Source organism: Clostridium lundense DSM 17049, assembly GCF_000619945.1.
Lineage (GTDB): Bacteria > Bacillota > Clostridia > Clostridiales > Clostridiaceae > Clostridium_AO > Clostridium_AO lundense.
This window is the reverse complement of the sequence record NZ_JHVC01000031.1, coordinates 1-23,744: the sequence shown is the minus strand read 5'-3', so window position 1 is coordinate 23,744 and position 23,744 is coordinate 1. Positions and strand designations below refer to the sequence as shown.

Below are 23,744 nucleotides of genomic sequence, written 5' to 3'. Positions count from 1 at the left end.
TTATTCTAAAAATAGTTACGGGGTTTGTATACAATCATATAGTCATAATAATCTCTATGAACAAAATTTAAGGCTATTCTTTATAAGGTGTATCATTAATATTTTTTAATAGTCCATTTCTTTTTGCCTGAAGTTTAAAACCTAAGTTTGCCATTAAGGAATATATATTCTTTCCTTCTGGTGGACTAGTTAATTTATTAACTTCTTCCATTGGTATAGGTCTCTTATAATCAATAGAATCTACAACTATATCTAATCCCTCTCTTAATTTTTTTGTCATTCCTCCTAGTTTTTTTAAATTTTTGCCATTAATTTGTGGTCCTCCCCCTATAGAAATCCCTCCATACCAGTTAAGGCTATTTTCTTCAGCAAAAAATTTACATACATTTAGTGAATTTTGAATTTGTTCCTTTTCATAAAATCCGCAATTTCCTATAGCTAAAAAAGCATTTTTAGCTTGGCATTTCATGCCTTGTCTCTTCTCGGTTATATATTCCAATACTTTTATACAAGGAGCAGGAATGCTATCTACATAAAGAGGATAAGAAAAAATAATCAAATCACTGTCATTGAAAAGTTCGGACATTTCCTCACTATTTTTTTCATTATTAATACAATCATAAACATAAACAGTTTTATTTGTATAATCACATTTCATCAAGTTATCCAATAAATATTTACCAATAGAGTAGGATGTACTTCTGTCTTTTCTTGGGCTGCCAATCATCAATAATATTTTTCCTTTATCCATTATCTTTCCACCTCTATTTCATTAGCTAACTTTATTAACTTTTTATCAATAATTTCATCATTATCATCTTTTAGTACTATTTCCGCACATTGAAAAGCACTATGCATATTTAAAGAATTACGATATATAAGTTCTTTGAAATTTTCTCCCTGTTCTTTTTGGTCACTTTCCATAACTCCCATTCCTATTATCCCTGGATATTTATCATAGCGTTTTCTATGATGCATTTCTCCATTAATCTTAGTAAACATTGGAGAAATAATACATATACTCTTATCTAAAAGCTTTTTCAAATGATAAGAATATCCACCAAATATTACAGCCGTATAATATATTATAATATCTGAATTAATCATACTTTTTACAATATCTTGTGAGTCATCCTCAATTAAGCACTTACCTGGTTTCCTTATCCAACACCCAAAGCATCCCGTACACGGTTTTATATTTTTTTCACATAACTTATATCTTATTAATTCATTATCATTTAGAAATGCATTTTCTATTCTTTTGTATATTCTATCAGCACACTGATCATTATTTCTAAATCCATCAAGTACAATTATTTTCATAATAATTTGTCCCCCATTTTATGAAAAATTAATCTATTTCAAATTCTTTAATCAATTATAATTTTACCATAGTATGGATAAAAGATGTTTCCTTATTTAACATTACATGTCAATTTATCTACCACGAACCTTATATACCAACTATTATACATGGACATGCCTTAAAAACCTTTGTTAAAATAGCACTAACTTAAAAAAATCATGCCGAATCTTCTTAATGAAGTACCGGGGATATTACTGGGGTGAATCTTTTATTAAGTAGGGTACCTCTAACCCGAACCCGTCAACTAACCTGGGAGGCACTATGGAGGGATTTAATATGATAAAATTCAAATCTTTAAAAACTTTTTTAGCTTCATTAGCTTTAAGTGTAACTTTTACTAGTTCTGCTTTCGCTGCAAGCTATACTGTAGTTTCTGGTGACTCATTATACAAGATAGGACAAGTTTTCAATACTTCCTCAGACAATTTAATGAGATCTAACAACATGACTGGAACTGCAATTTATCCTGGACAAGTCTTAAATGTTCCTTGTTCCACATATACTGTAAAAAGTGGCGATAGTTTATATTTAATTGCTACAAGATATGGTATAAGTCTATATAATTTAAGAGTTGCTAACAATAAATGGGATAATTATATTTACCCTGGACAAGTTCTTAATTTACCAGGAATAAACAATAGTGGGACAAGCCAAAATTCTACTACATCTAATACTACAACTACAGAAAAACCTGTAATAAGTTATAGTGCAACTGATTTAGATCTTTTGGCTAGACTTGTAACTGCTGAGACACAAGATCAACCTTATAATGCTCAAGTTGCAGTAGCAGCAGTTGTAATAAACAGAGTACAAAGTTCTGAATTCCCAAATACAATTTCATCAGTAGTTTATCAAAGAATTAATGGGTACTATCAATTTACTCCGGTTTTAAATGGTTGGATAAACAAACCAGCTACTGAAACTGCAAAGAAAGCTGCTAAGGAGGCTTTATATGGTTCCGATCCAAGTAAAGGTGCATTATTCTATTTTGATGATAGTGCCACTAATACATGGTTATGGTCCAAGCCTATAAAAGCTAGAATTGGTAACATGGTGTTTGTAGAATAGATAATAAAAAATTGTGCCCAATTTTTTAAGATCACAGATCACAGAGTACAGATAATGAAGCTTTTCTTATCAGAAAAGCATTTAATTAAATTAGCTTACCCTTATGGGGTAAGCTAATTTAATTATTATTTATTCCTTACTATCTATTCTTTGTTACGCGGAACTATTCCCATTCCTTCCAAATATCTGGTTCATATCCTACTGTAGCCTGTTTTCCATTTCTTACTATAGGAGTTTTGTATAGCTTGGGGTTATTTAGAAGTAATTCTTCCTTAATACTTTCTGCCCTAATTTTATCCATATTAAGTTTTTTATATTCCTTACATTGAACATCAATTAAATTTGATAAACTTATTGAAGTTTTAACGCTTTGTAATTCTCCTTTACTAAGCCCTTTTTCATTCAAATCAATATATTGATATTTAATTTTTCTTTCTTTAAAATATCTTTCTGCTTTCTTTGTATCAAAACATTTTTTTACACCAAAAATTTGAATATTCATATCTTTTCTCCTTTGTTATTAGTCTACCGAAAATTATTTTTTAAATTAAACTTGTACATATTCTACATTATTGCCACACCATTTAAGAAACTCTTTAAAATCTACATAAGATATTGTTATTGTTGCTGTATTCACATTAGGATGGAAGCTGATACTATTTTGTTCTTCCAAATCCTTATCTAATAACACCTGAACTTGTTTTTCACTATCATTTATAAGCCCAAATGGAGTAACAGAACCTGGGGTAAGTCCTAAATATTTATAAAGTCTTTCTTCAGACGCAAAACTTAGGCTAGAGCTTTGTATTTGTTTAGCAATACTTTTAACATCTACTTTTTTCCACTCCTGTATTATCAAAAGATATTGTTTATCCCCTTTTCTATTGCGTAAAAATAAATTTTTGCAATGCTGTCCTTTAATATCTATATTTAATTTATTTGCTTCCTCAATGGTAAAGATGGCTTTATGCTCATATTTAGTATATGGAATTTGTAGATTATTTAAAATTTCATATACTTTCTTTTCATTTTCATATAACATTAGCATTTTCTCCTTTAGTTTTCTTATATAAATATTTTATAATATCTTTCCTAATTATATATTCATATGATAAAATCTTTAAGAAAGGTGGCGATGATTTTGAACATTGATTTTGAAAAAATAGTAAATGAAGTCTCTTTAGAAGCTACTAAAGACGCTGTAAAATCCTCTGCTTCAATCTTTTCTTTACCAGAAGATATTGCCGATGAAGTAGAAACATATAAACTAATAATAGCTTATACAAATTCATTAGTTGCAAGATCTCTTGAGGAGTACCATAAGACTATTATGGAAGAACTTAAAAACAAATAATTATACAGCTGAACTTGTTACTTCAGGTTCAGCTTAGTTCTTCAAATATATTACCTAGTACTATTACTTTTTCGCCTAACATAGCTATCTGCAGATATTCATTTTCAACATAAAATCCATATTGCTTAAATGTATCACTTATTTCACCACAATCACCTATAAACTTAGAAAATTCATATTTTCCAAATTTAACAGGCAGTTTTATAGAGCTTTCTTCCTCATTAATTCCTACAATATCCCCTTCATATATATATTGACCGTTTCTATCTTTAAGTCCTGTATATTGTAACAGTTTTACTTCATGTAAAAATCCAATCTGCCCATTATTAAAATAAACTTCTCCACTTTTAAAATCAATTTTATCTACTTCTCTAATTTCTCTATTTTTTTCATACCATGCTCTAAATCTTATATCCATACTCACCGCTCCTTCTATAGCATAACTATATTAATTATAAACAGAGTTCTTGGCTTCAGATAGAGTTTTTACTCTCTCTGAAGCTTATTAACAGAATTCTTAGGAGTTTTACTCCTTAGAAGTCGTTATCCTTTAGGGGAAATCGTTATCCAGGGACGTATCCGCTCTTTACTCCCACTTTGGAAAAGATGGGAGTATTAGAGCGGATAGTCATCGGATAGAAATATCCTTCCCCTACCGTATTCCTCATCTGGATCATATTCATCATATGTCTCATATTCCACCTGTGCTCCAACCATATTTGAAACATTGCTATCTATTTTAAATCCTTCTATATTTATAGTTTCAATTCTATTATGTTCATTAATACAGGTTGCCATTGTATAACATACACCATCATCTGTATTATAAACTATTTGTATATCTATAATTCTCATTAGGGCTCTTCTTGCAATATTTTCGCCTTGATCAAGTTCATCATGAAACTCACCTTTTTCAACTCCATCAAACTCTTCATCTTTTCCAAATAACGATTTAAACATTGATTTCCCCCCTTAATTTTATTATAGTACCCTATGAACATACATACTATTATCTTACAATATTATCCTTGCATTTTCACTATATATTTATACTAAATAATTTATTATTACTTATTTCCCATTCGTATATCAATAAAAAATATATGTTTAACAATAATAAGTGTAACTTTATGTTAGAATGTAAACTATAGCCTATTAAATAAAGTACAAAGAGGAGTTGTTAACTATTGACTAAATTATATTACGAAAATCCATATGTAAGAGAGTTTACTGCTGAAATTATAAATATATTAGAAAAAGATAATAAATATCATATTGAGCTAGATAAAACCTATTTCTATCCTGGGGATGAAAATCAACCTAATGATATTGGTTATATAAATTCTGCTGATGTACTATACGTATATGAACAAGATAGTAAGATATATCATGTAGTAGAAGTAAAACCTTTAAAAATCCACAAGGTTAAGTGCATAATAAATTGGACAAAAAGGTATGATTATATGCAACAGCATCTTGGCCAACATATACTCTCCGCTTCTTTTACAGAATTGTTTAATGCTAATACCCTTAATATTCACTTAAATGATAATTATTCTTATATTGATATAGATAAAATCATTGGAATAGGTGAAATTAAAAAAGTAGAACAAATGTCTAATAAAATAATTTTTGATAATATTAATGTGGAAATATTATATCCAACTAATGCTGAACTTAAAAAGTTATCATTTAAAAAATCACATAATAAAAAAGATGAGAAAATTAGAATAGCCAAAATTGGAGATGTTGACCTAAGTCTTTGCAATGGAATACATCCTAATTCTACAATCGAGGTACAATTAATAAAAATTAATTTTTTTGAAAAACGTGTCAAAGGTATGAGAGTTCATTTTATATGTGGTAATCGAGCAGTTTCAGACTACTTTTTAAAAAGTACTAACATAGAAAAAATGTGTACTGCTATAAAATGCACTGAAAATGATTTATTAGATAAGGTAGAAACATTAGCAAAAGATCTTAATAACGCTATTTCTGAAAAAAATACATTAAAAACACAGATTGCAGAATATGAAGTACAGAATATACTAAATTCCTCTGAAAATATTAATGATGTAAAAATTATTAAATCTATATATGATAATGTTAATTTAAAGTATATTAACTTGTTGGGAACAAAATTAGTATCCCATCCAAAAGTTATAGTTTTATTTGGAGTAATATCTGAAGATAAGGCACAACTTATGTTTATGTGTTCAAAGGATTTAAATGTAATTAGCATGAATTCTCTTCTTAAAGATGCTATAACATTAATCGATGGAAACGGTGGTGGAAATAACTTTTCTGCACAAGGTGGAGGTAAAAATAATAATAATCTACATTCTTCTATAGAATATGCATATAATAAGGTTAAAGACTCCTTAATATTTAGTTCCCAGAACTAAAATTTAATATTTCCTATACCTATAATTAAAGCACCTATCTTAACAATAAAGATAGGTGCTTTGTTCATTAAAACTTTTCTTCAATTTTTGTTAAATCATCCATATACTTATTTAGGTTACTTTTTATATTTTCCATACTTTTCGAACTACTTTCCGTAAAATTGCCTACAGATACTGCTGTATCTGAAGAACTTACTATATTCTTTAAATAGTTGCAGTATTTATCATGAATAACTTTTAATTCATCTCCATGTGGAAGCTCTATAACTTCATTTAAATAGGTATGAAGCTTTTTATTTTCTTCTTTAAGTTTAGGTAGTGACTTATTATCTATGGCACTTAAACTAACTTGTACAGAATCTTTCACTTTTTCTGTGTAATTATAAAGTTGCTTTGTGTAAACCGCATCTGTCTTTGTGGAATTTAGCATATCTTCTGCACTCTTTCCTGCCATAAATCCCTTTACTAAAGTAACTGCTAAAAATGCTATAAGTATAGCTATTACAAGCTTGGCTACTTTCTTTATTATACATATTACAATAGCCACTACAACTAATATTGCTAATATAAACACTACATTGTCTCCAGTCATAAAAATTGTCTCCTTTATTATTTTATTTCATATACCTTATACATTTATCATAGGTCTATTTTACCTAATATAACCTTGTATGTAAACTATATTTATTACCTATTCCTCTAAAAGCTCATAATATCTTTTAATCTTTTCTTTAAGTTCTATAATACTTATAAATCTAGCCTCCCTTATTATTTCCTTGCCATCTATAAATAGAAGAATGCATGGTAAAGTATGCACACTAAAGCTACCTATAGCTTCTTGCACTTTATCAATATCAATTTTCCCACCCTTTATCATTGGATAAGATTTAAGTATTTCATCAATTTTAGGTAAAAGATTAATACATACACCACATCTATTTGAAGAAAAATACACTATACAAATTTTATTTTCTTTTATAAAACTATTGATATGTTCTACAGAATTTAATATTTCCATTATATCATTCCTTGTCTCTTTAATTAAAAAGTTTTCTTATCTTCATATAATACCACAAAAGGATGTAATTAATAATAAAATAATGCTACTACTTTATGACATTATATTCTTTTAGCTCCTCAATAAATCCATTAAAATTCAATACCCTAGAAGGATCTAAAACATTTTCTGCACTTTGAAGTATTCTTTTATCTTCAGTAACTAATGTGTACTTTTTATGTTTTTCACATATATGAATGAGAGTGTAATCATTTATTGATATTTTATTTGTCTTAAAAAAGTAATTGTTGTAATCAAAATTGTTATAACTATTTTTTTCATCATCATTTTCAAAATTAGAACCATCATTATTTATAATATGGCCTAGCAACTTTAAAAATTTATCTGTAAGTACTGGAACTCCATTTATGTTCTTAAACTCCTTTACAGCTAATTCTCCTGCTATATCTTGTGGAATCTTATAATCAATTTCATGAGTTTTCTCCATCATATCCAATAACTTAGGATATTCATTCCAAATTTTTATAACTATATTGGCATCTAGCAAATATTCTTTATTCATAATTTTATTAACTCCTTTTAATATCTCCACTATATTTCTTTTAGATTAATATTTATTAGCTTTTCCAAAAGCTAATAAAATATTGATGATTTATCATCTCACTAGCAATGCTATCATAATAAGTGAACATTATCCATTGGCTTTTACAATCCATTAATTTTTGACAGGTTATTTTACCTAAATATTGAATATATTCCACATTCAATGCTAAATATAATAAAAAAATATGCAAATAATATAATTTATAATAATTAAAGTATTTACATTTAGCATATTCACTATTACAATAATAACTGGCTGCTTTTTTGAAGTTAATTACAAACTAAAGGTATATACCACAACAAAATATTATCTTACTAAAGAGAGGTGCTTTAATGAAAACATTTCAAAGTCTTATTGAAGAAACATTAAAAGTTCAAGACTTAGACGAATTAGAATCAGCAGCAGATTTATTTCAGTTTGGTGTTGAAAAAGGATATTATACAAAAATTCAGGTGGATGAGTTTAATAATACCTATTGGAATTTAAAAAATAAATTATTAGCTTATGAAATATCTGAGTCAGTAAAGGGTAGTGTACTAGATATTACATCTATAGTTTCCAAAGCCCCTTCTGATATTAGAAGCAACAAAGATAAACTGTTACACTATGTAAATGATCGTATGAAAGCTCTTAAGGGTAAAATGAGCGGAATTAAATAAACTCTACTATGTTTATTAAACTAAATATTTTCTATAAAAATAACCTCACTTTCCTATAATATAGAAGGAGGTTATTTTTATTATCTAAGATAAAAACTTTTTATTCATTATGAAAACCACATATGTTAGGTTCTATTCCAGCTAATTCAGCTTCATATGTACACTCGTCATATAGTGCTTCTGCGTCTCCATACCCATTTAAAATATTTTCAAAATATAGCATAATAACTTTTTTAATATATTCTCCATAATGATATTCTCTAGACTCTTCTCCCATTGCTATACATTCAAAATATAGTTTTTTAAATCTTTTTGCCATCTTTCCCATTTCATCTGCTCTATCGCTGTTAAAGGCTTTTTCTACTTCTTCCCTTGCTTTATTCAATCTTTGAATCAAAAAAATCTCCTCCCATTTTTTGTTTTATTTTTTTAATAGAATATTCTCCCTCTGGTAATGAAAATAGAATTTCTCTGCTATCACAGAGAAATTTTATATCCTTAGAAGGTTTTTTAATATAAATATTCTTTATTTCGCTAAAATTAATTATAGTACTTTCATATTTAAGATTTTCTTTAAAAGGAATAAACATTATCTTTTCACTAAATATATATAAAACCCCGAATGTAGGTCCATCATATTTTCTTAAATTGCATACTATTTTCATTGAATCATCATAATTATCATCACTATAAAACTGTTTAACATATTTAATATTATCCCTATAGCTCAAATTAGACATTCTAATAACTACCAAAATACTTACAAATAATCCAGCTATTAATGTTACTATACTTATTTTGTAGTCTGTAATATAGAAATATAAAATCCACACAATATCTAATATTAAACTTCGTTTGGACCATAATTGTATAAAGTAATTTTTAATAAAATTATGAACTTTTTCTTCCTCAATAATAAAATTCATGATCTTAGCTCCAATCTAAATATATTAACTTTTGCCTATATTAAACATTCATAACACCTATATGAACTGATGTTACTTTATCATTCTGTATTTCTATATTTAAGGTACAGGTTCCAAAACCTCCCCCTCCATAATCGTAAGTTACAGATTTTATCTTACCTAATTTATCATATGTGATATAGCCGCTATTTTCACCTGATCCACCATATACATATTTAATACTATTTTTATTAGTAATATTGTCTTCATTAACAACACCCTTATTATTTAACGGGAATTTTTTCAAAACATCTTCTATACTATCACCAACTTTTATATCACGAGGGCCCTTAATGGTTGATTTAATAATCGTTATAGCACCTACACTATACCTTTTTATATCCAGGGGCTCAAGTCGGATATGGCCAAATTCATAATAATAATTCAACATATCTAAATCACCAAAAGCTGCTTCATGTTTATGCTCTATTTTATTAGGGTTACCTAGTTTTTTTATTAAAGCATCCTTTGTCATATCTATTGCTATTCCTGATACCTCTGCATCTAATGGTGAAAATATCTTCCATTTATAATTATTTAGATTAGTTTCTTCTTTCAATATTCTTAATAAATATTCTGAATTAAATCCTTCTCCATATAATTTAAACATTTTATTATTTTCATTGTCAATAATTTGGATATATTGTTTACCAATTATATCAATAGTACTAATTGAATTTTTCTTCACTAAAGTTAATTGAAAGGATTTTTGTCCTGTAGTATTTATTCTTTTTTTAAACGCTACTCTTCCTTTATAGGGTCTTATTTCATTTAATATTTTCTTTATGATTTCCTTATCATTTATAATTATATTCTCCTCACCTTTTTCATAAAACACCCTTACTACCATTTCACTATTTGAAGTTTCATCTATTACTGGTAACATATTGCTAATAGATCTAGGATAAAAAATATAAATTATACTTAAAATAAAAATACTCCAAAACAATACTCTTATTTTTTTATTTTCTATCTTCCAATATCTATAATCTTCTGGACTATTTTTTGTTTCCCACATAACTTTTTCCCCCTATTATAAAAAACTATGTAGTTAATCATATTCACATCTCCAAATACTTGTGCTTAATACATATTCTGATATCTATTTTTAATAATAAACTAAAAACTATTGTCCTTTTTAATAGCAAAGTATATAATTATTTTACTTAGGTTAGTTTTGATGAGTAAATTATTTTATTAACTAAATAAAAAATATAAATTGTTTTCTAGGGTTCCGTAGTTTAAATAACTAGTCTGGTCCAAGAGAAAACTCACAATAAAATGTGCACACGGAGGGATAAAAGCCCGGGAGGTATCTACTATGATACATACCGGCTTTTTATTTTTTTGTTATAGGAGGTTTTATAAAATGTCTTGGATTTATTTAATAATTGCTGGTATTTTTGAAGTTGTTTGGGCTATAAGCTTAAAGTATTCCCATGGTTTTACTCGGCTATATCCATCCTTAGCTACACTGACAGGTATGATTATTAGCTTTTATTTGTTAGCATTGGCTACAAAAACACTACCTATAGGTACAGCTTATGCCATTTGGACTGGAATAGGCGCTCTTGGAGCTGTAATCTTTGGTATTATCTTTTTTAATGAACCTTGTAGTACTTTGCGCATAATTTTTATTATATTACTATTAGTAGGTATAATAGGCTTAAAGGCTACTTCCGCATAGTTATAATCATCAAAGCTAACCAAAACTTACTTTCCATAAAACAGTTAAAAATAATTCTTATTCTATTATTATATTATGAGGATATAATTAAAAGTGTCCTAAAAGCATAAATTTCGGCCTTTTATATAAGTTTTGCTATAACCACTATTATCTCTGCTGCTGGAACCAATATAAATTGAGCTAAAACAGTACCTGCTATTAATCCTCCTACAATAAAAATAATACATCTATTAAAGTTAAATTCACTACACACTCATCTAATTACATCATCTGTTACCATAGATATAAATGGATCTATAAATATAAACATAATTATAGTTGCAAATCCATTTACTACAGAAGATAATGTACTGCAAAAGATATATCTATTCGCCCTGTTTTTACCCCTACAATTCTTACTGAATATGGTAAAGTTGAAATCACATTTATAATAAATGTAAGTATTAAAACAATGCTTATTTGTATTGACATTTATACACCCTCTTAAATGAATTTTTCATTAACATAGTTTTCATGAAGCTTATATATTGATTATCTCCTTAACACTTGATAAAGATAAAAGATACATAAATAAAACTAAGTATACGGCATAATCAACAAAAATAATTATATTTAAGCTAATTACTTCACCTAATATACCAGCAATCACCATTCCCAATGGCATTAATGAAGATGATAAAGTTCTTCTAAATGCAAATACTTTAGATCTCATATTTGAAGGGACACTCCTTTGCATACTTGATTGAATTAATGAATTCATTACTGCTATACCAATACCATTTACAAAAAATAACATTATAGTTAAATAGAAATTTGACGTAATGGCAAAAATAATCATTGTACCAGCAGTTATAATTCCACTTCCTATAAATGCATAAAACTTTTTTTCCCTTTTCAATTCAATTATAGATAGGCTAGTAAAGCCTGCAAACATTCCTAATGTATTAATTGCCATTGCTATTCCATATGCCCCTATACCAAGGCCATTATTCATTTTAAATAATGGCAATGTAAGAGTTATTGACATTGCAGCACAAAAATTTAAAAATGAAATTGTAATATAAAGATATTTTAATCCCTTTGAATTTTTTACAAAAACTAAACCAGCTTTCATATCTTCCCAAAAACTTGATTTTTCTGAAACTATATTAACTTTGGGTATCTTAATAAACCATTCAGTAAAAGCTGAAAATAAAAAACTTACTCCATTAAATACAAATACTATCGGTGCTCCTAAAAGTTGAACTAAAAAACTTCCTACAGCATAGCCTGCCATATCATATACTGTATTTCCAAAAATTGATACAAGTTGTCCTTGCCATAATAAAATAAAATTTTTGTTCCATAGTTTTTGTGATATGCTATTCTGATTTTCAATTAATTTTTCCATTATTTCTCCTACTTCTTACTTATTATTTTTTTATATAACAATACTCATTTTTCTTATAAATTACAAACTTGTAAAAACTGCATATTATACTATTTTAACACAATTTACCTATTAAGTATATTCTTAAGTGATTCCTAGCTTCACATGAACTTTGCTTAAAAAATAGGGTTAGCCCTTTTTAAGGCTAACCCTTCTTAGTAATACACTTAACTTTATTTTTGCTAAACATCTTATTGCTAAAAGTATCTCTTATTGCACTTGTTGGACAAATTGTTTTGCACTCTCCACATCTTATGCATTCAGGATGATTTGGTGTTTTATACACTTCAACTCCCATATTACATGCACTTGAGCATTTTCCACAACTTATACATTTATCTTTATCTATAGAATATCTATAAATACTTATAGGATTAAAAACGGAATATATTGCTCCTAAAGGACAAATAACCTTACAAAATGGTCTAAATGTATATATGGATAAAATTATTGTGAAAATTAATATTAACATTTTCCATTTAAATAAAAATCCAATGCTGTTTCTAAGTGTAGTGTTCATTAATACAAGAGGTATTCCCCCTTCTAATGTTCCAACAGGACAAATATATTTGCAAAATGTAGGATCTCCCATCCCTATATCATTTACCCATAAAATAGGAAGCAAAATTACAAAGATAGCCAAGATAAAATATTTTATATATCCTGTCCATTTAGGTAGCTTAAATTTAGGAGTTGGTATTTTGTTTAACAGCTCCTGTATTAAGCCAAATGGACATAAAAATCCACATACTAATCTTCCAAATAACATCCCTATAAAAATCAGTATTCCAAATATATAAAATGAAAATTTATATTTTCCACTTCCCATTACTGCCTGAATAGATCCTATAGGACAGGAACTTATTGCCCCTGGACAGGAATAGCAATTTAACCCTGGTACGCAGCCCTTTTTTAAAGTTCCTGTATATATTCCCCTATCCCAAAAACCCTTTAAGTTCCCATTGGTAATTAACGTGCTAATAAATTGAATCAATTTCCTATTATTTTTACCCAATTCCTATACACTCCAAACATATATTTACTGCTTTATTAAATACTGTTGAAACCTCACCTCTAAATGAACCCATTATTATAAATGCAATAGCTATAACAAAAGCACCTATTCTTGCCCTCTGCAACTTCATTTTATTTCACCCTTTAAAACAGCTTCAGTTATTTTCTTTAAATGATCATAATCACTAGTACCAGGAATGTATGTGTTTAGAATTGTTCCATCTGGTTTAACAAATAAAGTTACTGGTACAAATTCAAATTTCTTTAATTGCTTATTTAACTTTTTATTTGGTAAAATATTAAGATAATTTACTTTTCTGGCCTTAATAATTTCTGTTGCAGTATCTGATATAGGTTTCACATCTTTTTCTGATTCTATAGAAATTACTCCTATTACTTTTACTTTTTTGTCCTTAAATTCATCTTGCACTTTTTGAATATCTGGCATCTCTTTTATACAAGGATTACAGTAAGTTCCCCATTTATTAATAATTATTAAATCATAATCCTTAAGTAAATCTTCTGTTATCCTATTTCCCTTTAGATCTACTCCAGAAAACTCTAATTTTTTCCCTGCAAGAAAGTTTTCTTCTTTTTTAGGTTTATTTGAACCACAAGCTGAAAAAGTCATTATAATAAAAATTGTAAGCATAACTGATAAAATTTTTTTCATTTCTATTTTCCCCCCATTATTCAGCAAATTTAATATTCTCTATTATGGATTTTTTTTCCAGTATCCTTCCAACTATATAGGTAATTAGTATTTGTACTAGGAGAAGTACAACAACAAAAAGTATTATTGGAATTAATGGGAACTTATATATTGCATAGGTCGCTTTACTTTTGAATATTCTAAAGGCTAAATAACCTATTCCTATTCCCCCTACTATTGATATAACCCCACTTATTAAGGCATAATAAAGTCCCTCAATCTGAAACATCTTTCTTGACTGATTTTTAGAAAGTCCAATAGCTTGAAGCATTCCGATTTCTTTTTTTCTTGTAAAAATACTTGTCACCATAGTATTAATTAAATTAAGCACTCCTATTATCCCTATTATAGAAACTATACTGTAAATGATAATCCCCATTACCTTGGCTTGTTTTTCAAGATTTCCCCTCCATTCTTTATAATCAATAGTAGTTATACCTTCATTATTAGTAATCTGTTTTAATGTTTTACTTATATTATCATATTTATCTTTTTCTATATCTATACGTAATTGTACAGGTCTATTATCTTTCATAGTTTTGTTATAGGTATCAAAGTGTGTTATAAAAACACAATATCCATCATATCCGCACTTCAAATCCTCTATATTGCTAGTTACTATACCAGCTACTTTAAATTCAATATATTGGGAATTATTATCCTCTTTATCACTCTCACTAATTTTTTCTTTATTATCAACATCCACATAATTTCTAGTTTTCTTTAGTAAAACCTTATCTCCTACATTATAAACACAACGTCCCTTTGAATTGGTAACTAATATCACTTCATTGTTATTTTTTAAGTCTTGTAACGATAATTTGCCATCTACTAAATATTTTTTTAACTGATTTAACATATCATCACCAAATCCATAAAAGTTGCAGCATACCTTATCACTTGCTATTTTGGTGTTATTTTCTGAAACTATTGACTTATCTAACCATACATAGCTGTGGTTTACTATTTTAATATCTTTTATACCATCTATAGATTTAACCTTTGTAATAAATTCACTATTAAGTGGATTAGATTTTCCATCATCATTGTCAACATGATAGGATGTAAGCTGAAAATCATTTTGTATAGTATCTCTTAAATTAGAATCAATATCCATACTTAAAAGTACTGATGAAACTACTATAAAAAGTAACCCACTCATACTTAAAGAAAATATTGTCATTAAAGTACGCTTTTTATTTCTCCATAGATTAAAGTAGGCAAGTTTTTTTATATTTACTGCACTTGAGCTTTTTCTTTGTTTCTTTTTTGTACTTATTTGATAATCGCTAAATCTTATAGCCTGCATAGGAGATATTTTGGATGCCATTCTTGCAGGTTTTATAAGGGAAATAATTACTGTAAACAAACTTATTCCAATAGCCATAAGTATTATATATGGTGATACTTTCATACTAACTTCAGAACCAAAATGTTTTGTAGCATTGCATACAATGTAACTCAATATATACCCTAGCAAAACTCCTATGGAAATACCTATAGATGACATCCAAAGTCCATCTATCATAATAAGCTTTCTAATTTGGCCTTTTGTTGCACCTATAGCTGCTAAAAGGCCATACCCTTGTACCTTATCAGTAATTGAAACATAAAAAATATTATATATTACTATCACTGCAGCTAAAATTACTACTATACCTATTATTATAAATGGAAGAGAATCCTGAAACTTTGCACCTAATGCACCTAAATATAATTTATTTGGTGATATATTCTGATGCATTATCCCCATGCTTTCCCCAAGGTCATAAATATTGTCCATTATATTTTTTGTACTATTAAATCTTAAATATGCTTCCCTTGATATACTCTTTTCCTCTAGATTTTCATAAACAAATTTTTCTGATACTAACCCTTGAGAATAATAATTTCTTTCATCACTATCTCCATTTAGTATTCCACATAGTACAAAATCCTTTTCAATTTTACTAGGTTTTTTATTTGCCCATACATCTTCCTTTGCCATTTGTTTAATAATTTTAAGATGTACAGTTTCACCTATATTGGGCTTTATATTAAGCCTCTCAATTATCCAGTCTTCCAAAGCTATTTCATTACTTTTCTCTGGAAAATGCCCACTTTTTAACTTGATGTTCATTAATTCAGTAAAATCTTTATCCATATTGGCTAAAGTCAAAGAAGTTGTCTTTAATTTTTCATCTTCACATTGTCCAAATGGTATAACTTGCCCTGCTTTCTCAATTTTAGTGTTGTTTTTTAAAACCTCCAACTGCTTATTATCTTTTATCATGAATCTACAATGAGCTTTTCCAATCATATTTTCAATTCTTTTTATATTGGCAATTTGGGCACTATGAGCTATAATACCCAATGAAGTTAAAAGTGCTGTAGCAAGCATTATGGTAATAATCACAAGGGAACTTTTAACCTTGTTTTCTTTAAATGTTTTCTTAGCTAAATTTGATATGCTACTCATTTAAGCTCCCTTCTTTCTCAACTATTCTACCATCCTTAATTCTTACTACTCTATCTGCAATCTGCGCAATTCTTTCATCATGTGTTATCATTACAAGGGTCTGCTGATATTTTTTAATAGACATTTTTAGCAAATTAGTTACCTCAGCACTATTTTTTGAATCCAAATTTCCTGTAGGCTCATCTGCAAGAATTATTGAAGGTTTTGCCGCTAATGCTCTCCCTATAGCAACTCTCTGCTGCTCTCCGCCTGAAAGAGAATTTGAAAGAAAATCCTTTTTATTATAAATTCCTAATGTTTTCATTAAATCTGTAATATACTCTTCATCTACTTTTTTTTCATCAAGTCCTATAGGAAGAGTAATGTTTTCCCATACATTTAAAACAGGTATGAGATTAAAAGCTTGAAAAACAAATCCTATTTTTCTTCTTCTAAATATGGCAAGTTTGTTATCATTCATTGAAAATATATCTTTTCCTTGTATATATACATTACCTTCTGTAGGTCTATCCAATCCTCCTAACATGTGTAGTAGTGTACTTTTGCCTGATCCAGATGAACCTACTATGGCTACAAACTCTCCTTCATCAATAGTTATATCAACTCCATCCAAAGCCCTTACAACATTTTCACCATTTTTATAATATTTTTTTAGTGAATTAGTCTCTAAAATCTTCATAGTTAATTTCCCCCTACCTTATAAGCTTGAGCTTATTCTTTATTACAGTTAAAGAATAACATACTAGATTTACATTAAGCTTTCAAACTTACTTACAGTTTTGTAAGTAAAGGCTAAACTTCGTTCCAATCCCTTCTACAGAATCCACAGTTATGCTGCCATATTGTTCTTCAAGTATTTTTCTTGTAAGATAAAGTCCTACTCCCGAACCTTCAGAGGCTTTAACCTTTTTAGATTGTCCCCTATAAAACCTTTTGAAAATATTATTAAATTCTTTCTCAGGTATTCCAATGCCATTATCTTGAATATCTATTCTTACATATGACTCCATAAGTTCCATATTAACAGTTACTTTTCCATTTTCATCTGCATATTTAACTGCATTTTCAAGCACATTAAATATTGCTTCTTTTGTCCATTTAGGATCATGATATACAGAAGCATTAATCATATTTTGTACTACTATATCAATATTTTTTTCCCTGGCTTTAGCCTTAACTCCATCTATGGCCTCATATACCGTTTCTTTTAAGTCTCTTAATTCTCTTTTAATTTCAATCATACCCGCTTCCATCCTTGACATCTTTATCAAGGAATTAAATAGCCATTCCAATTTATTTATTTCTTTTTCACTTCTAAATAAAAATTCCTCTCTCTCCTCCTTGCTTAGTTCTTCTTCAAGTAAAAGAGTATTAAATAGTTTAATAGAAGATAATGGAGTTTTTACTTGATGAGATATATCTGTAACCAATGACTTTATATTTTCCTTTTCTTTTGCCAAATTTATAAGGCTTAAATTTAATATCTTTGCCATTTGCTGGAGGCGAGAAGCTAACTGCGACAATATTCCTTCCTCATTTTCCTCCAAACTTAATTTAAAATTTCCATCTATTATATGGTCTACAGCTACTGAAAATTTTTCTAACCTCTTCATATAATAAGAAAAACTAAATAGTAGCACTAAAATTGTAAATAATATTATAAAAGTAATACTTGCTAAATCATAAATTGAAAATTTATAAAAATACTTTTTAAAGCTGCTATCTTCCCACATTTGAGTTTCAACATCATATCCATATTTGTTCAATACATCTTGTCCATGTTTTATAACATTTTTATCTCCTTGGTGTAAAACTGTATTTATAATCTTTATTTCTTTTTCTGGTTCAGCAATTGTAAGCTTTCCCACTATCTCTTGGCATAATTCAATATGTTGCCTATGAATTGAATTCATTATTAAAAAATGAGAATAAAAAACAAGCAGCGACATAAAAATTAAGCTGCTTATTGTAATGGCAAATATTTTTTTTAACAAAGGTTCTCTTTTTATATACTTAATCATCTGCTTACACACCTCTCTGCCCATGTATATCCAATGCCTCTTATATTCTTTATATATTTTGGATTGGATGGATTTTCTTCTATTTTCTCTCTAAGCCTTCTTATATTTACTGCAATAGTATTATCATCTATAAAGTTCCCATCATTGTCCCATAATTCATTTAAAAGCTGTGCTTTTGTTACAACCTGCTCAGCATTACATATTAAATATTTAAAAAGCTTTATTTCTGTTTTACTTAAAATTAATTCTTTATTATTCTTAAATACCCTAAGTTCCTCAGGATAAAATATTATATCTCCTGAAAATATGTTATTACATACTTTTTCCCCCTGTTTTCTTTTCAATATTGCTTTTATCTTTGATATTAATACCATAAGACTGAAAGGCTTCGTAACATAGTCATCCGCTCCAATATCATATCCAGTAACTATGTCCACCTCTTGATCACAAGCAGTTAAAAATATAATAAGTACATCACTACTTTTTCTTATTTTGTTGCAAAAATCAAAACCACTTCCATCTGGAAGATTAATGTCCAGTAAAATAAGATCTATTTTTTCAGAGTCAATAACTTTTTCCGCCTCATTTAAGCTAACAGCCGAAAAAACCTTATATCCTTCTTTTATTAATTTAAAACTTATACCTCTATTTAAAGATTCATCATCTTCTACTAATAAAATACTATTCATAATAACCTCCATTACCCTTTTTTAACATTTCCAATACAGGAAAATTAACTTATACATTATAATATTATCACAAACCATCTATTAAATTACAACTACTTTTGTGTGTCAAACCTTTAAGTATAATAAAATATGGTTAGTACAAAATATATAATATCTTTATATCTTTGTTAATAACAGTAAACATACTGTAGGAGGTAACATCCATTGAAAAAAACAAAAGGATTCAAAATATTTATAGTTATTATTTTCATTTTTATTATAGCTAGTTTTCTTATTATTCAAAGTTGGACTACAACAAGTCATGGAAAACTTAGTACAAAATTAGCTATACTGCTAAAGTATAATAAATATTTTAATTATGGTCCTATTAAAGAAAAAAATATTAATGAAATTCGTCAGACATTAGATAAAAATTCCGTAAAATTAAGCGGTAAACCTATTCCTTTTGATAATATAAAAAATATTAATATTTCCTCACCTAAAGCCCAAATACCAGTACGTATATATACACCTAAAACTTCCAATAATTTACCTATAATTGTTTATTCTCATGGCGGTGCTTGGGTTGGAGGAGGTCTAGACACTCATGATAATATCTGCAGAAAGCTTTCTAAAAATACAAATTCTATAGTGGTGTCTGTAGGTTATCGCTTAGCACCAGAAAATCCATTTCCTGCTGCTCTTAATGATATATATAATGTACTTTTGTGGGTTTATAAAAATGCTGAAAGTATTAACGGTAATGCAAATAAAATAGCCGTTGCAGGAGATAGTTCTGGTGGTAATCTTTCTGCCGCAGTTTGTCACATGGCACGGGATAAATCTGGACCTAAAATACTTTGTCAGGTACTGATATATCCTCCTACAAATATTTATGAATTAAATAGCAACTCATGGTCTTATTTTGCTAATGACTTTAATTTAAACAAAGAAGACATGGAAAAGTATATATCATTATATGTTCCATATAAAGAAGATAGGAAAAATCCATATGCCTCTCCTCTATTGGCTAAAAATTTTAATTCATTACCTCCAGCTCTTATAATAACAGCTGAATTTGATGGCTTACGTGATGAAGGAGAAGCTTATGGTAAAAAATTAAAAGATGCAGGTGCTCAAGTAATTGTTACTCGCTATAAGGGTGTTGTTCATGGATTTATTGAAATGGATAAAGTTTTAAAAGAGTCAGATGAAGCATTAAATGAAATCTACTCCTATCTTAATAAAAAATTTTAACAAATGTTTTGTTATATTTTCTATTTTTATATGTTAATATATATTATGCAGTATTTTTTACCAATTGTTTTAATACTATAACTATATTTAGGAGCAAAATAAATGAATTATATTTTATTAGATTTAGAATTTAATCAAGCCTATAATAAGAATTTAATAAACCTAAAATGTCCTTTTGAAATAATTCAAATAGGAGCAGTAAAACTGGATGAAAACCTCCAAACAATTTCTACATTTAATAGGCTAATTAAGCCAGAAGTATATACTAGCATTCATCCTTTTATAAAAAAAATGACTGGAATATCAGCACAAAGCTTGATTTCTGCAGAGTCTTTTAAAAAAGTATACGAAAATTTCATTAAGTTTATAGGAATGGGAAGTATATTAAGTGTCTGGGGAATGGCTGATATCAAAGAATTATTTAGAAATGCAGAATACCATAGCTTAGATATGTCCTTAATTCCTAGAGAATATATTAATGTTCAATTTTATGCATCTAAATATCTTAAAAATCCAAAAGGAACTAATGTAGGCTTACGCAATGCAGTAGAACTATTTAACATTCCTGATAAAAACCAATTCCATAATGCTTTTTATGATGCATACTATACTGCTGAAATTTTTAAAAAGATCTTTAGCAATGAAATTAAGCCTAAAATATATAATTTAAATAAAGACAAGTTATTAAATAGGTGTAATGATAAAAAAACAACATTAGATACCCATAATCTAATGAAGCAATTTGAAAAAATGTTCAATAGAGAAATGACATCAGAAGAACAATCAATAATCAAATTAGCATATATAATGGGAAAGACTAGTCAATTTCAAATTGAAATTCCTTGTAATACATCTGAGAAGAAGTGACAGTCAAAAATACCGAGAATGTTCTCGGTATTTTTAGCTTTGTATATTTTATAAAGTTTTTAGATACTAAAACTAGAAGCTTTCTCATTTAATTCATTTGTACTTTTAGTTAATTCCTCAGCCATATTACTTACAGATAATATACTCTCATCTGATTCACCTATAGAGGCGGATATCTCTTCAATTGCTGCAGAGATTTGCTCTGTTACAGCTACTACTGAATTCAAAGCATTTATTACTAAATCTTTTTCTTCAGATGTACCATCAATTTTTTCTATGTTTTCATCTATATATTTAGGTATATCCTGCATAAACCCAATGACCTTTTTTAATGTATCTTGAGTTTCTTCTATAATTTTGCTTTGTTCTTCTGATGTTTGGGTGAATTTTTTAACACTATCAACCGATTGATTAACTGCATTTATAAGTTCATTTATTAAATTGCCTATCTTTTTTGTAGATTCAGCTGTTTGCTCTGCTAAATTTTTAATTTCCTCGGACACTACTGCAAACCCTTTTCCTTGTTCCCCAGCTCTAGCAGATTCAATAGATGCGTTTAACGCAAGTAAATTTATTTGTCCTGAAATGTCTTCTATTGTATTTACGATATCTACTATAGTATTTGATTTATTAATAAGTATTTCCATATTTTCTGTAGTTTCTTTGGACATATCTAAACTTTTTATATTTTCTTCTTGAAGTTCACCTAAAACCCTAATCATATTAGAATTTAAGCTATCAGCTTCTTTTGCACCTTTCTCTAATATTAAGCTTGTTTCCTTAATTGACTCTATGTTACTTCCAAGATTCGTAACTTTTTCAAAACTTACTTGCATATCTTTTGCTGTATTCATTATACCCGCAGATATTTCATCCATAGATTCTCTAATATTATTTGAGTTTTTTGAAGTTGTATTTATGGAAGAATTAATGATTTCTACCTTGTCATCTATTGTATTAGAAGTATTTTTAATGTTAGATAATATACCTCTAATTTCATTTAATGTAGTATTTAATATAGAAGCCATATACCCTAATTCATCTTTAGAATCAATATCTAAGCTGGTAGTTAAATCTCCATCACCCATTTTCTTTATTGCATCTATTATCTTATTTAATGGATTTATCTTTTTAATCATTAAATTTCTTATTAAAAAAATCATTATTAGAATTAAAATAGTTGATATTATTAAAGTTGAATATAAAATTTTATATGCTGGTTTATAAAAATCTTCATAGTAACATCCCACATTTATAAACCAATCCCAAGGCGCATAATATGCCACAGCATTCACCTTTGGCTTTTCTCTTTCATTTTCGGAATTTTTCCACCAAAAATGAATTATACCATTATTTTTAGGATTTTTGCCTTCGTCTATAATAAGTTTAGTTACATAATTTCCTTTTGCATCTTTAACTTCTGAAATATTCTCTCCTTCTTTAAAAGGATGCATTCTTTCTAATCCTGTACTATCTATTGCATACATGTATGCCTTTATATTTAATTCTAAGTTAGAATTTAATCCTCTTGTTTTCCCATCTGATTGTTTTGAATTTAACATTTTCTTTCTAAATATTTCTTCCGCTTCTTCTCTTGTTATTTTACCTTCTTTAACTTGTGATTCCAATGCATCCATAAACTCTATTCCCATTTGAGCCCTATTTCTAAGAGCAGTTTCCCCCAAATCCGTTAATGCCTTTTTTGCATTTAAAAATGATGTCACTGTAATTATTCCAATAGATATTATTGAAATAATAAAAATTATAAAATAGGATTTAAAAAGGCTCTTGCTTAATTCATTATTTTTCATAATATTGTTCCCCCTCCGTTGTATCATTTGTATACCTATATATTAATTAAACATCCCTATAAAAAGGTCATATACTAAATAAATATACACTACAATAGTATACTATCATATTAAATATTTGTAAATATTGTATTACATTGAGATACATACCTATTATGAAAAATATAACCACGCAATTTAATTAATTATCCGTTAATTACATAATAAAAAACACCAAGCAAATTGCTTAGTGTTTTTTATAATTACCTGGCGACGACTTACTCTCCCACAAAGCCTCCCTTGCAGTACCATCAGCGCTTCAAAGCTTAACCTTCGTGTTCGGTATGGGAACGGGTGTTACCTTTGAGCCATAATCACCAGATGCTGATTTACAGAAATCTT

The 23,744-nt window shown here is 28.0% G+C and carries 29 protein-coding genes, 1 rRNA gene, 1 pseudogene and 2 riboswitches; of the genes and pseudogenes, 7 read left to right on the top strand and 24 right to left on the bottom strand.

Annotation, left to right across the window (positions count from 1 at the left end; genetic code table 11):
• Positions 1–73: 73 nt before the first annotated feature.
• Together T514_RS0120950 and T514_RS0120945 are read right to left on the bottom strand one after the other, a co-directional pair.
• Positions 74–751: an NAD(P)H-dependent oxidoreductase gene (locus tag T514_RS0120950; RefSeq protein WP_027626506.1), complete on the bottom strand. Its 678-nt coding sequence runs from the start codon at positions 749–751 to the stop codon at positions 74–76.
• Positions 751–1,323, bottom strand: coding sequence for a flavodoxin family protein (locus tag T514_RS0120945; RefSeq protein WP_027626505.1), 573 nt, complete (start codon positions 1,321–1,323; stop codon positions 751–753). Before T514_RS0120945 ends, T514_RS0120950 begins: the two co-directional genes overlap by 1 nt.
• A gap of 192 nt (positions 1,324–1,515) precedes the next feature.
• Positions 1,516–1,640, top strand: a riboswitch (cyclic di-AMP (ydaO/yuaA leader).
• A gap of 2 nt (positions 1,641–1,642) precedes the next feature.
• On the opposite strand from T514_RS0120945, the gene T514_RS0120940 reads away from it, so the two are divergent.
• On the top strand, positions 1,643–2,434 hold the full coding sequence (locus T514_RS0120940; protein WP_027626504.1) for a cell wall hydrolase: 792 nt from the start codon (positions 1,643–1,645) through the stop codon (positions 2,432–2,434).
• A gap of 163 nt (positions 2,435–2,597) precedes the next feature.
• Here T514_RS0120940 and T514_RS0120935 read toward each other — a convergent pair whose 3' ends face one another.
• Entirely contained in the window at positions 2,598–2,936 is a 339-nt protein-coding gene (locus T514_RS0120935; protein ID WP_027626503.1) for an arsenate reductase family protein, read from the bottom strand.
• 45 nt (positions 2,937–2,981) lie between these two features.
• Positions 2,982–3,476 carry a prolyl-tRNA synthetase associated domain-containing protein gene (locus T514_RS0120930; protein WP_027626502.1) on the bottom strand — a complete coding sequence of 165 codons (495 nt, stop codon included), beginning with the start codon at positions 3,474–3,476 and terminating at the stop codon, positions 2,982–2,984.
• Positions 3,477–3,575: 99 nt separating this feature from the next.
• Here T514_RS0120930 and T514_RS0120925 point away from each other — a divergent pair, with 99 nt between their 5' ends.
• Positions 3,576–3,788: a hypothetical protein gene (locus T514_RS0120925; RefSeq protein WP_027626501.1), complete on the top strand. Its 213-nt coding sequence runs from the start codon at positions 3,576–3,578 to the stop codon at positions 3,786–3,788.
• 28 nt (positions 3,789–3,816) lie between these two features.
• On the opposite strand, the gene T514_RS25235 is transcribed toward T514_RS0120925, so the two are convergent.
• Entirely contained in the window at positions 3,817–4,206 is a 390-nt protein-coding gene (locus tag T514_RS25235) for a YopX family protein (protein ID WP_084284810.1), read from the bottom strand.
• A 197-nt stretch (positions 4,207–4,403) separates the two neighbouring features.
• A complete protein-coding gene (locus T514_RS0120915; RefSeq protein ID WP_027626500.1) occupies positions 4,404–4,748 on the bottom strand; it encodes a hypothetical protein in 345 nt (114 codons plus the stop codon).
• A 227-nt stretch (positions 4,749–4,975) separates the two neighbouring features.
• Between T514_RS0120915 and T514_RS0120910 the strand changes: the two genes are divergently transcribed.
• Positions 4,976–6,193 carry an alanyl-tRNA editing protein gene (locus tag T514_RS0120910; protein WP_027626499.1) on the top strand — a complete coding sequence of 406 codons (1,218 nt, stop codon included), beginning with the start codon at positions 4,976–4,978 and terminating at the stop codon, positions 6,191–6,193.
• 67 nt (positions 6,194–6,260) lie between these two features.
• Here the strand turns inward: T514_RS0120910 and T514_RS0120905 are convergent, their stop codons facing one another.
• The 3 genes from T514_RS0120905 to T514_RS0120895 all read right to left on the bottom strand — a co-directional run bounded on the left by T514_RS0120905 (position 6,261) and on the right by T514_RS0120895 (position 7,773).
• Complete coding sequence (locus T514_RS0120905; RefSeq protein ID WP_027626498.1) at positions 6,261–6,785, bottom strand: hypothetical protein; 525 nt, start codon at positions 6,783–6,785, stop codon at positions 6,261–6,263.
• Positions 6,786–6,884: 99 nt separating this feature from the next.
• Positions 6,885–7,211 (bottom strand): thioredoxin family protein, encoded by a 327-nt coding sequence (locus T514_RS0120900; protein WP_027626497.1) that lies wholly within the window; start codon positions 7,209–7,211, stop codon positions 6,885–6,887.
• Between the two features lie 88 nt (positions 7,212–7,299).
• Positions 7,300–7,773: a PIN domain-containing protein gene (locus T514_RS0120895; RefSeq protein ID WP_027626496.1), complete on the bottom strand. Its 474-nt coding sequence runs from the start codon at positions 7,771–7,773 to the stop codon at positions 7,300–7,302.
• Positions 7,774–8,147: 374 nt separating this feature from the next.
• Between T514_RS0120895 and T514_RS0120890 the strand changes: the two genes are divergently transcribed.
• Positions 8,148–8,474, top strand: coding sequence for a hypothetical protein (locus T514_RS0120890; protein ID WP_027626495.1), 327 nt, complete (start codon positions 8,148–8,150; stop codon positions 8,472–8,474).
• Between the two features lie 100 nt (positions 8,475–8,574).
• Here T514_RS0120890 and T514_RS0120885 read toward each other — a convergent pair whose 3' ends face one another.
• From T514_RS0120885 to T514_RS0120875, 3 genes are read right to left on the bottom strand one after another with little or no spacing between them, the layout of a single operon-like run.
• Positions 8,575–8,871 carry a hypothetical protein gene (locus tag T514_RS0120885; protein WP_027626494.1) on the bottom strand — a complete coding sequence of 99 codons (297 nt, stop codon included), beginning with the start codon at positions 8,869–8,871 and terminating at the stop codon, positions 8,575–8,577.
• A complete protein-coding gene (locus tag T514_RS0120880; RefSeq protein ID WP_027626493.1) occupies positions 8,852–9,400 on the bottom strand; it encodes a hypothetical protein in 549 nt (182 codons plus the stop codon). The genes T514_RS0120885 and T514_RS0120880 overlap by 20 nt, the downstream gene beginning before the upstream one ends.
• 40 nt (positions 9,401–9,440) lie before the next feature.
• Positions 9,441–10,457 carry a hypothetical protein gene (locus tag T514_RS0120875; protein WP_027626492.1) on the bottom strand — a complete coding sequence of 339 codons (1,017 nt, stop codon included), beginning with the start codon at positions 10,455–10,457 and terminating at the stop codon, positions 9,441–9,443.
• Positions 10,458–10,654: 197 nt separating this feature from the next.
• Positions 10,655–10,753, top strand: a riboswitch (guanidine-I (ykkC/yxkD leader).
• Positions 10,754–10,808: 55 nt separating this feature from the next.
• On the opposite strand from T514_RS0120875, the gene sugE reads away from it, so the two are divergent.
• Positions 10,809–11,126, top strand: coding sequence for a quaternary ammonium compound efflux SMR transporter SugE (gene sugE, locus T514_RS0120870; RefSeq protein WP_027626491.1), 318 nt, complete (start codon positions 10,809–10,811; stop codon positions 11,124–11,126).
• A gap of 121 nt (positions 11,127–11,247) precedes the next feature.
• On the opposite strand, the pseudogene T514_RS26365 reads toward sugE, so the two are convergent.
• The 10 genes and pseudogenes from T514_RS26365 to T514_RS0120820 form a co-directional block, all read right to left on the bottom strand.
• Positions 11,248–11,481 (bottom strand): annotated as a pseudogene (locus T514_RS26365) (lipid II flippase family protein); the annotation flags it as partial.
• On the bottom strand, positions 11,460–11,597 hold the full coding sequence (locus T514_RS26360; protein WP_084284807.1) for a lipid II flippase family protein: 138 nt from the start codon (positions 11,595–11,597) through the stop codon (positions 11,460–11,462). The pseudogene T514_RS26365 and the gene T514_RS26360, both read right to left, overlap by 22 nt.
• A gap of 49 nt (positions 11,598–11,646) precedes the next feature.
• Complete coding sequence (locus T514_RS26355; protein ID WP_084284804.1) at positions 11,647–12,516, bottom strand: MFS transporter; 870 nt, start codon at positions 12,514–12,516, stop codon at positions 11,647–11,649.
• A 184-nt stretch (positions 12,517–12,700) separates the two neighbouring features.
• Positions 12,701–13,570, bottom strand: a complete 870-nt coding sequence (locus T514_RS0120850; protein WP_027626489.1) for a 4Fe-4S binding protein — start codon at positions 13,568–13,570, stop codon at positions 12,701–12,703.
• Positions 13,563–13,700: a CD1871A family CXXC motif-containing protein gene (locus T514_RS27080; RefSeq protein ID WP_169735841.1), complete on the bottom strand. Its 138-nt coding sequence runs from the start codon at positions 13,698–13,700 to the stop codon at positions 13,563–13,565. Before T514_RS27080 ends, T514_RS0120850 begins: the two co-directional genes overlap by 8 nt.
• Positions 13,697–14,242, bottom strand: a complete 546-nt coding sequence (locus T514_RS0120840) for a peroxiredoxin family protein (RefSeq protein WP_027626488.1) — start codon at positions 14,240–14,242, stop codon at positions 13,697–13,699. The genes T514_RS27080 and T514_RS0120840 overlap by 4 nt, the downstream gene beginning before the upstream one ends.
• 16 nt (positions 14,243–14,258) lie before the next feature.
• A complete protein-coding gene (locus T514_RS0120835) occupies positions 14,259–16,739 on the bottom strand; it encodes an FtsX-like permease family protein (protein ID WP_027626487.1) in 2,481 nt (826 codons plus the stop codon).
• Positions 16,732–17,418, bottom strand: a complete 687-nt coding sequence (locus tag T514_RS0120830) for an ABC transporter ATP-binding protein (RefSeq protein ID WP_027626486.1) — start codon at positions 17,416–17,418, stop codon at positions 16,732–16,734. Before T514_RS0120830 ends, T514_RS0120835 begins: the two co-directional genes overlap by 8 nt.
• Positions 17,419–17,506: 88 nt before the next feature.
• Positions 17,507–18,760 carry a sensor histidine kinase gene (locus tag T514_RS0120825; RefSeq protein ID WP_027626485.1) on the bottom strand — a complete coding sequence of 418 codons (1,254 nt, stop codon included), beginning with the start codon at positions 18,758–18,760 and terminating at the stop codon, positions 17,507–17,509.
• Positions 18,757–19,449 (bottom strand): response regulator transcription factor, encoded by a 693-nt coding sequence (locus T514_RS0120820; RefSeq protein ID WP_027626484.1) that lies wholly within the window; start codon positions 19,447–19,449, stop codon positions 18,757–18,759. Before T514_RS0120820 ends, T514_RS0120825 begins: the two co-directional genes overlap by 4 nt.
• A gap of 204 nt (positions 19,450–19,653) precedes the next feature.
• On the opposite strand from T514_RS0120820, the gene T514_RS0120815 reads away from it, so the two are divergent.
• Positions 19,654–20,685, top strand: coding sequence for an alpha/beta hydrolase (locus T514_RS0120815; RefSeq protein WP_027626483.1), 1,032 nt, complete (start codon positions 19,654–19,656; stop codon positions 20,683–20,685).
• Positions 20,686–20,787: 102 nt separating this feature from the next.
• Positions 20,788–21,552 carry a 3'-5' exonuclease gene (locus T514_RS0120810; protein WP_027626482.1) on the top strand — a complete coding sequence of 255 codons (765 nt, stop codon included), beginning with the start codon at positions 20,788–20,790 and terminating at the stop codon, positions 21,550–21,552.
• Between the two features lie 59 nt (positions 21,553–21,611).
• Here T514_RS0120810 and T514_RS0120805 read toward each other — a convergent pair whose 3' ends face one another.
• Together T514_RS0120805 and rrf are read right to left on the bottom strand one after the other, a co-directional pair.
• Complete coding sequence (locus T514_RS0120805; RefSeq protein WP_207640958.1) at positions 21,612–23,363, bottom strand: methyl-accepting chemotaxis protein; 1,752 nt, start codon at positions 23,361–23,363, stop codon at positions 21,612–21,614.
• A gap of 244 nt (positions 23,364–23,607) precedes the next feature.
• A 5S ribosomal RNA gene (rrf, locus tag T514_RS0120800) occupies positions 23,608–23,724 on the bottom strand.
• Positions 23,725–23,744 lie beyond the last annotated feature (20 nt).

Coding starts and splice junctions, on each gene's coding strand:
- T514_RS0120950 (WP_027626506.1), bottom strand. CDS start 751: ATGGATAAAGGAAAAATATTATTGATGATTGGCAGCCCAAGAAAAGAC.
- T514_RS0120945 (WP_027626505.1), bottom strand. CDS start 1,323: ATGAAAATAATTGTACTTGATGGATTTAGAAATAATGATCAGTGTGCT.
- T514_RS0120940 (WP_027626504.1), top strand. CDS start 1,643: ATGATAAAATTCAAATCTTTAAAAACTTTTTTAGCTTCATTAGCTTTA.
- T514_RS0120935 (WP_027626503.1), bottom strand. CDS start 2,936: ATGAATATTCAAATTTTTGGTGTAAAAAAATGTTTTGATACAAAGAAA.
- T514_RS0120930 (WP_027626502.1), bottom strand. CDS start 3,476: ATGTTATATGAAAATGAAAAGAAAGTATATGAAATTTTAAATAATCTA.
- T514_RS25235 (WP_084284810.1), bottom strand. CDS start 4,206: ATGGATATAAGATTTAGAGCATGGTATGAAAAAAATAGAGAAATTAGA.
- T514_RS0120915 (WP_027626500.1), bottom strand. CDS start 4,748: ATGTTTAAATCGTTATTTGGAAAAGATGAAGAGTTTGATGGAGTTGAA.
- T514_RS0120905 (WP_027626498.1), bottom strand. CDS start 6,785: ATGACTGGAGACAATGTAGTGTTTATATTAGCAATATTAGTTGTAGTG.
- T514_RS0120900 (WP_027626497.1), bottom strand. CDS start 7,211: ATGGAAATATTAAATTCTGTAGAACATATCAATAGTTTTATAAAAGAA.
- T514_RS0120895 (WP_027626496.1), bottom strand. CDS start 7,773: ATGAATAAAGAATATTTGCTAGATGCCAATATAGTTATAAAAATTTGG.
- T514_RS0120890 (WP_027626495.1), top strand. CDS start 8,148: ATGAAAACATTTCAAAGTCTTATTGAAGAAACATTAAAAGTTCAAGAC.
- T514_RS0120880 (WP_027626493.1), bottom strand. CDS start 9,400: ATGAATTTTATTATTGAGGAAGAAAAAGTTCATAATTTTATTAAAAAT.
- T514_RS0120875 (WP_027626492.1), bottom strand. CDS start 10,457: ATGTGGGAAACAAAAAATAGTCCAGAAGATTATAGATATTGGAAGATA.
- sugE (WP_027626491.1), top strand. CDS start 10,809: ATGTCTTGGATTTATTTAATAATTGCTGGTATTTTTGAAGTTGTTTGG.
- T514_RS26360 (WP_084284807.1), bottom strand. CDS start 11,597: ATGTCAATACAAATAAGCATTGTTTTAATACTTACATTTATTATAAAT.
- T514_RS26355 (WP_084284804.1), bottom strand. CDS start 12,516: ATGGAAAAATTAATTGAAAATCAGAATAGCATATCACAAAAACTATGG.
- T514_RS27080 (WP_169735841.1), bottom strand. CDS start 13,700: ATGAAGTTGCAGAGGGCAAGAATAGGTGCTTTTGTTATAGCTATTGCA.
- T514_RS0120840 (WP_027626488.1), bottom strand. CDS start 14,242: ATGAAAAAAATTTTATCAGTTATGCTTACAATTTTTATTATAATGACT.
- T514_RS0120835 (WP_027626487.1), bottom strand. CDS start 16,739: ATGAGTAGCATATCAAATTTAGCTAAGAAAACATTTAAAGAAAACAAG.
- T514_RS0120830 (WP_027626486.1), bottom strand. CDS start 17,418: ATGAAGATTTTAGAGACTAATTCACTAAAAAAATATTATAAAAATGGT.
- T514_RS0120825 (WP_027626485.1), bottom strand. CDS start 18,760: ATGATTAAGTATATAAAAAGAGAACCTTTGTTAAAAAAAATATTTGCC.
- T514_RS0120820 (WP_027626484.1), bottom strand. CDS start 19,449: ATGAATAGTATTTTATTAGTAGAAGATGATGAATCTTTAAATAGAGGT.
- T514_RS0120810 (WP_027626482.1), top strand. CDS start 20,788: ATGAATTATATTTTATTAGATTTAGAATTTAATCAAGCCTATAATAAG.
- T514_RS0120805 (WP_207640958.1), bottom strand. CDS start 23,363: ATGAAAAATAATGAATTAAGCAAGAGCCTTTTTAAATCCTATTTTATA.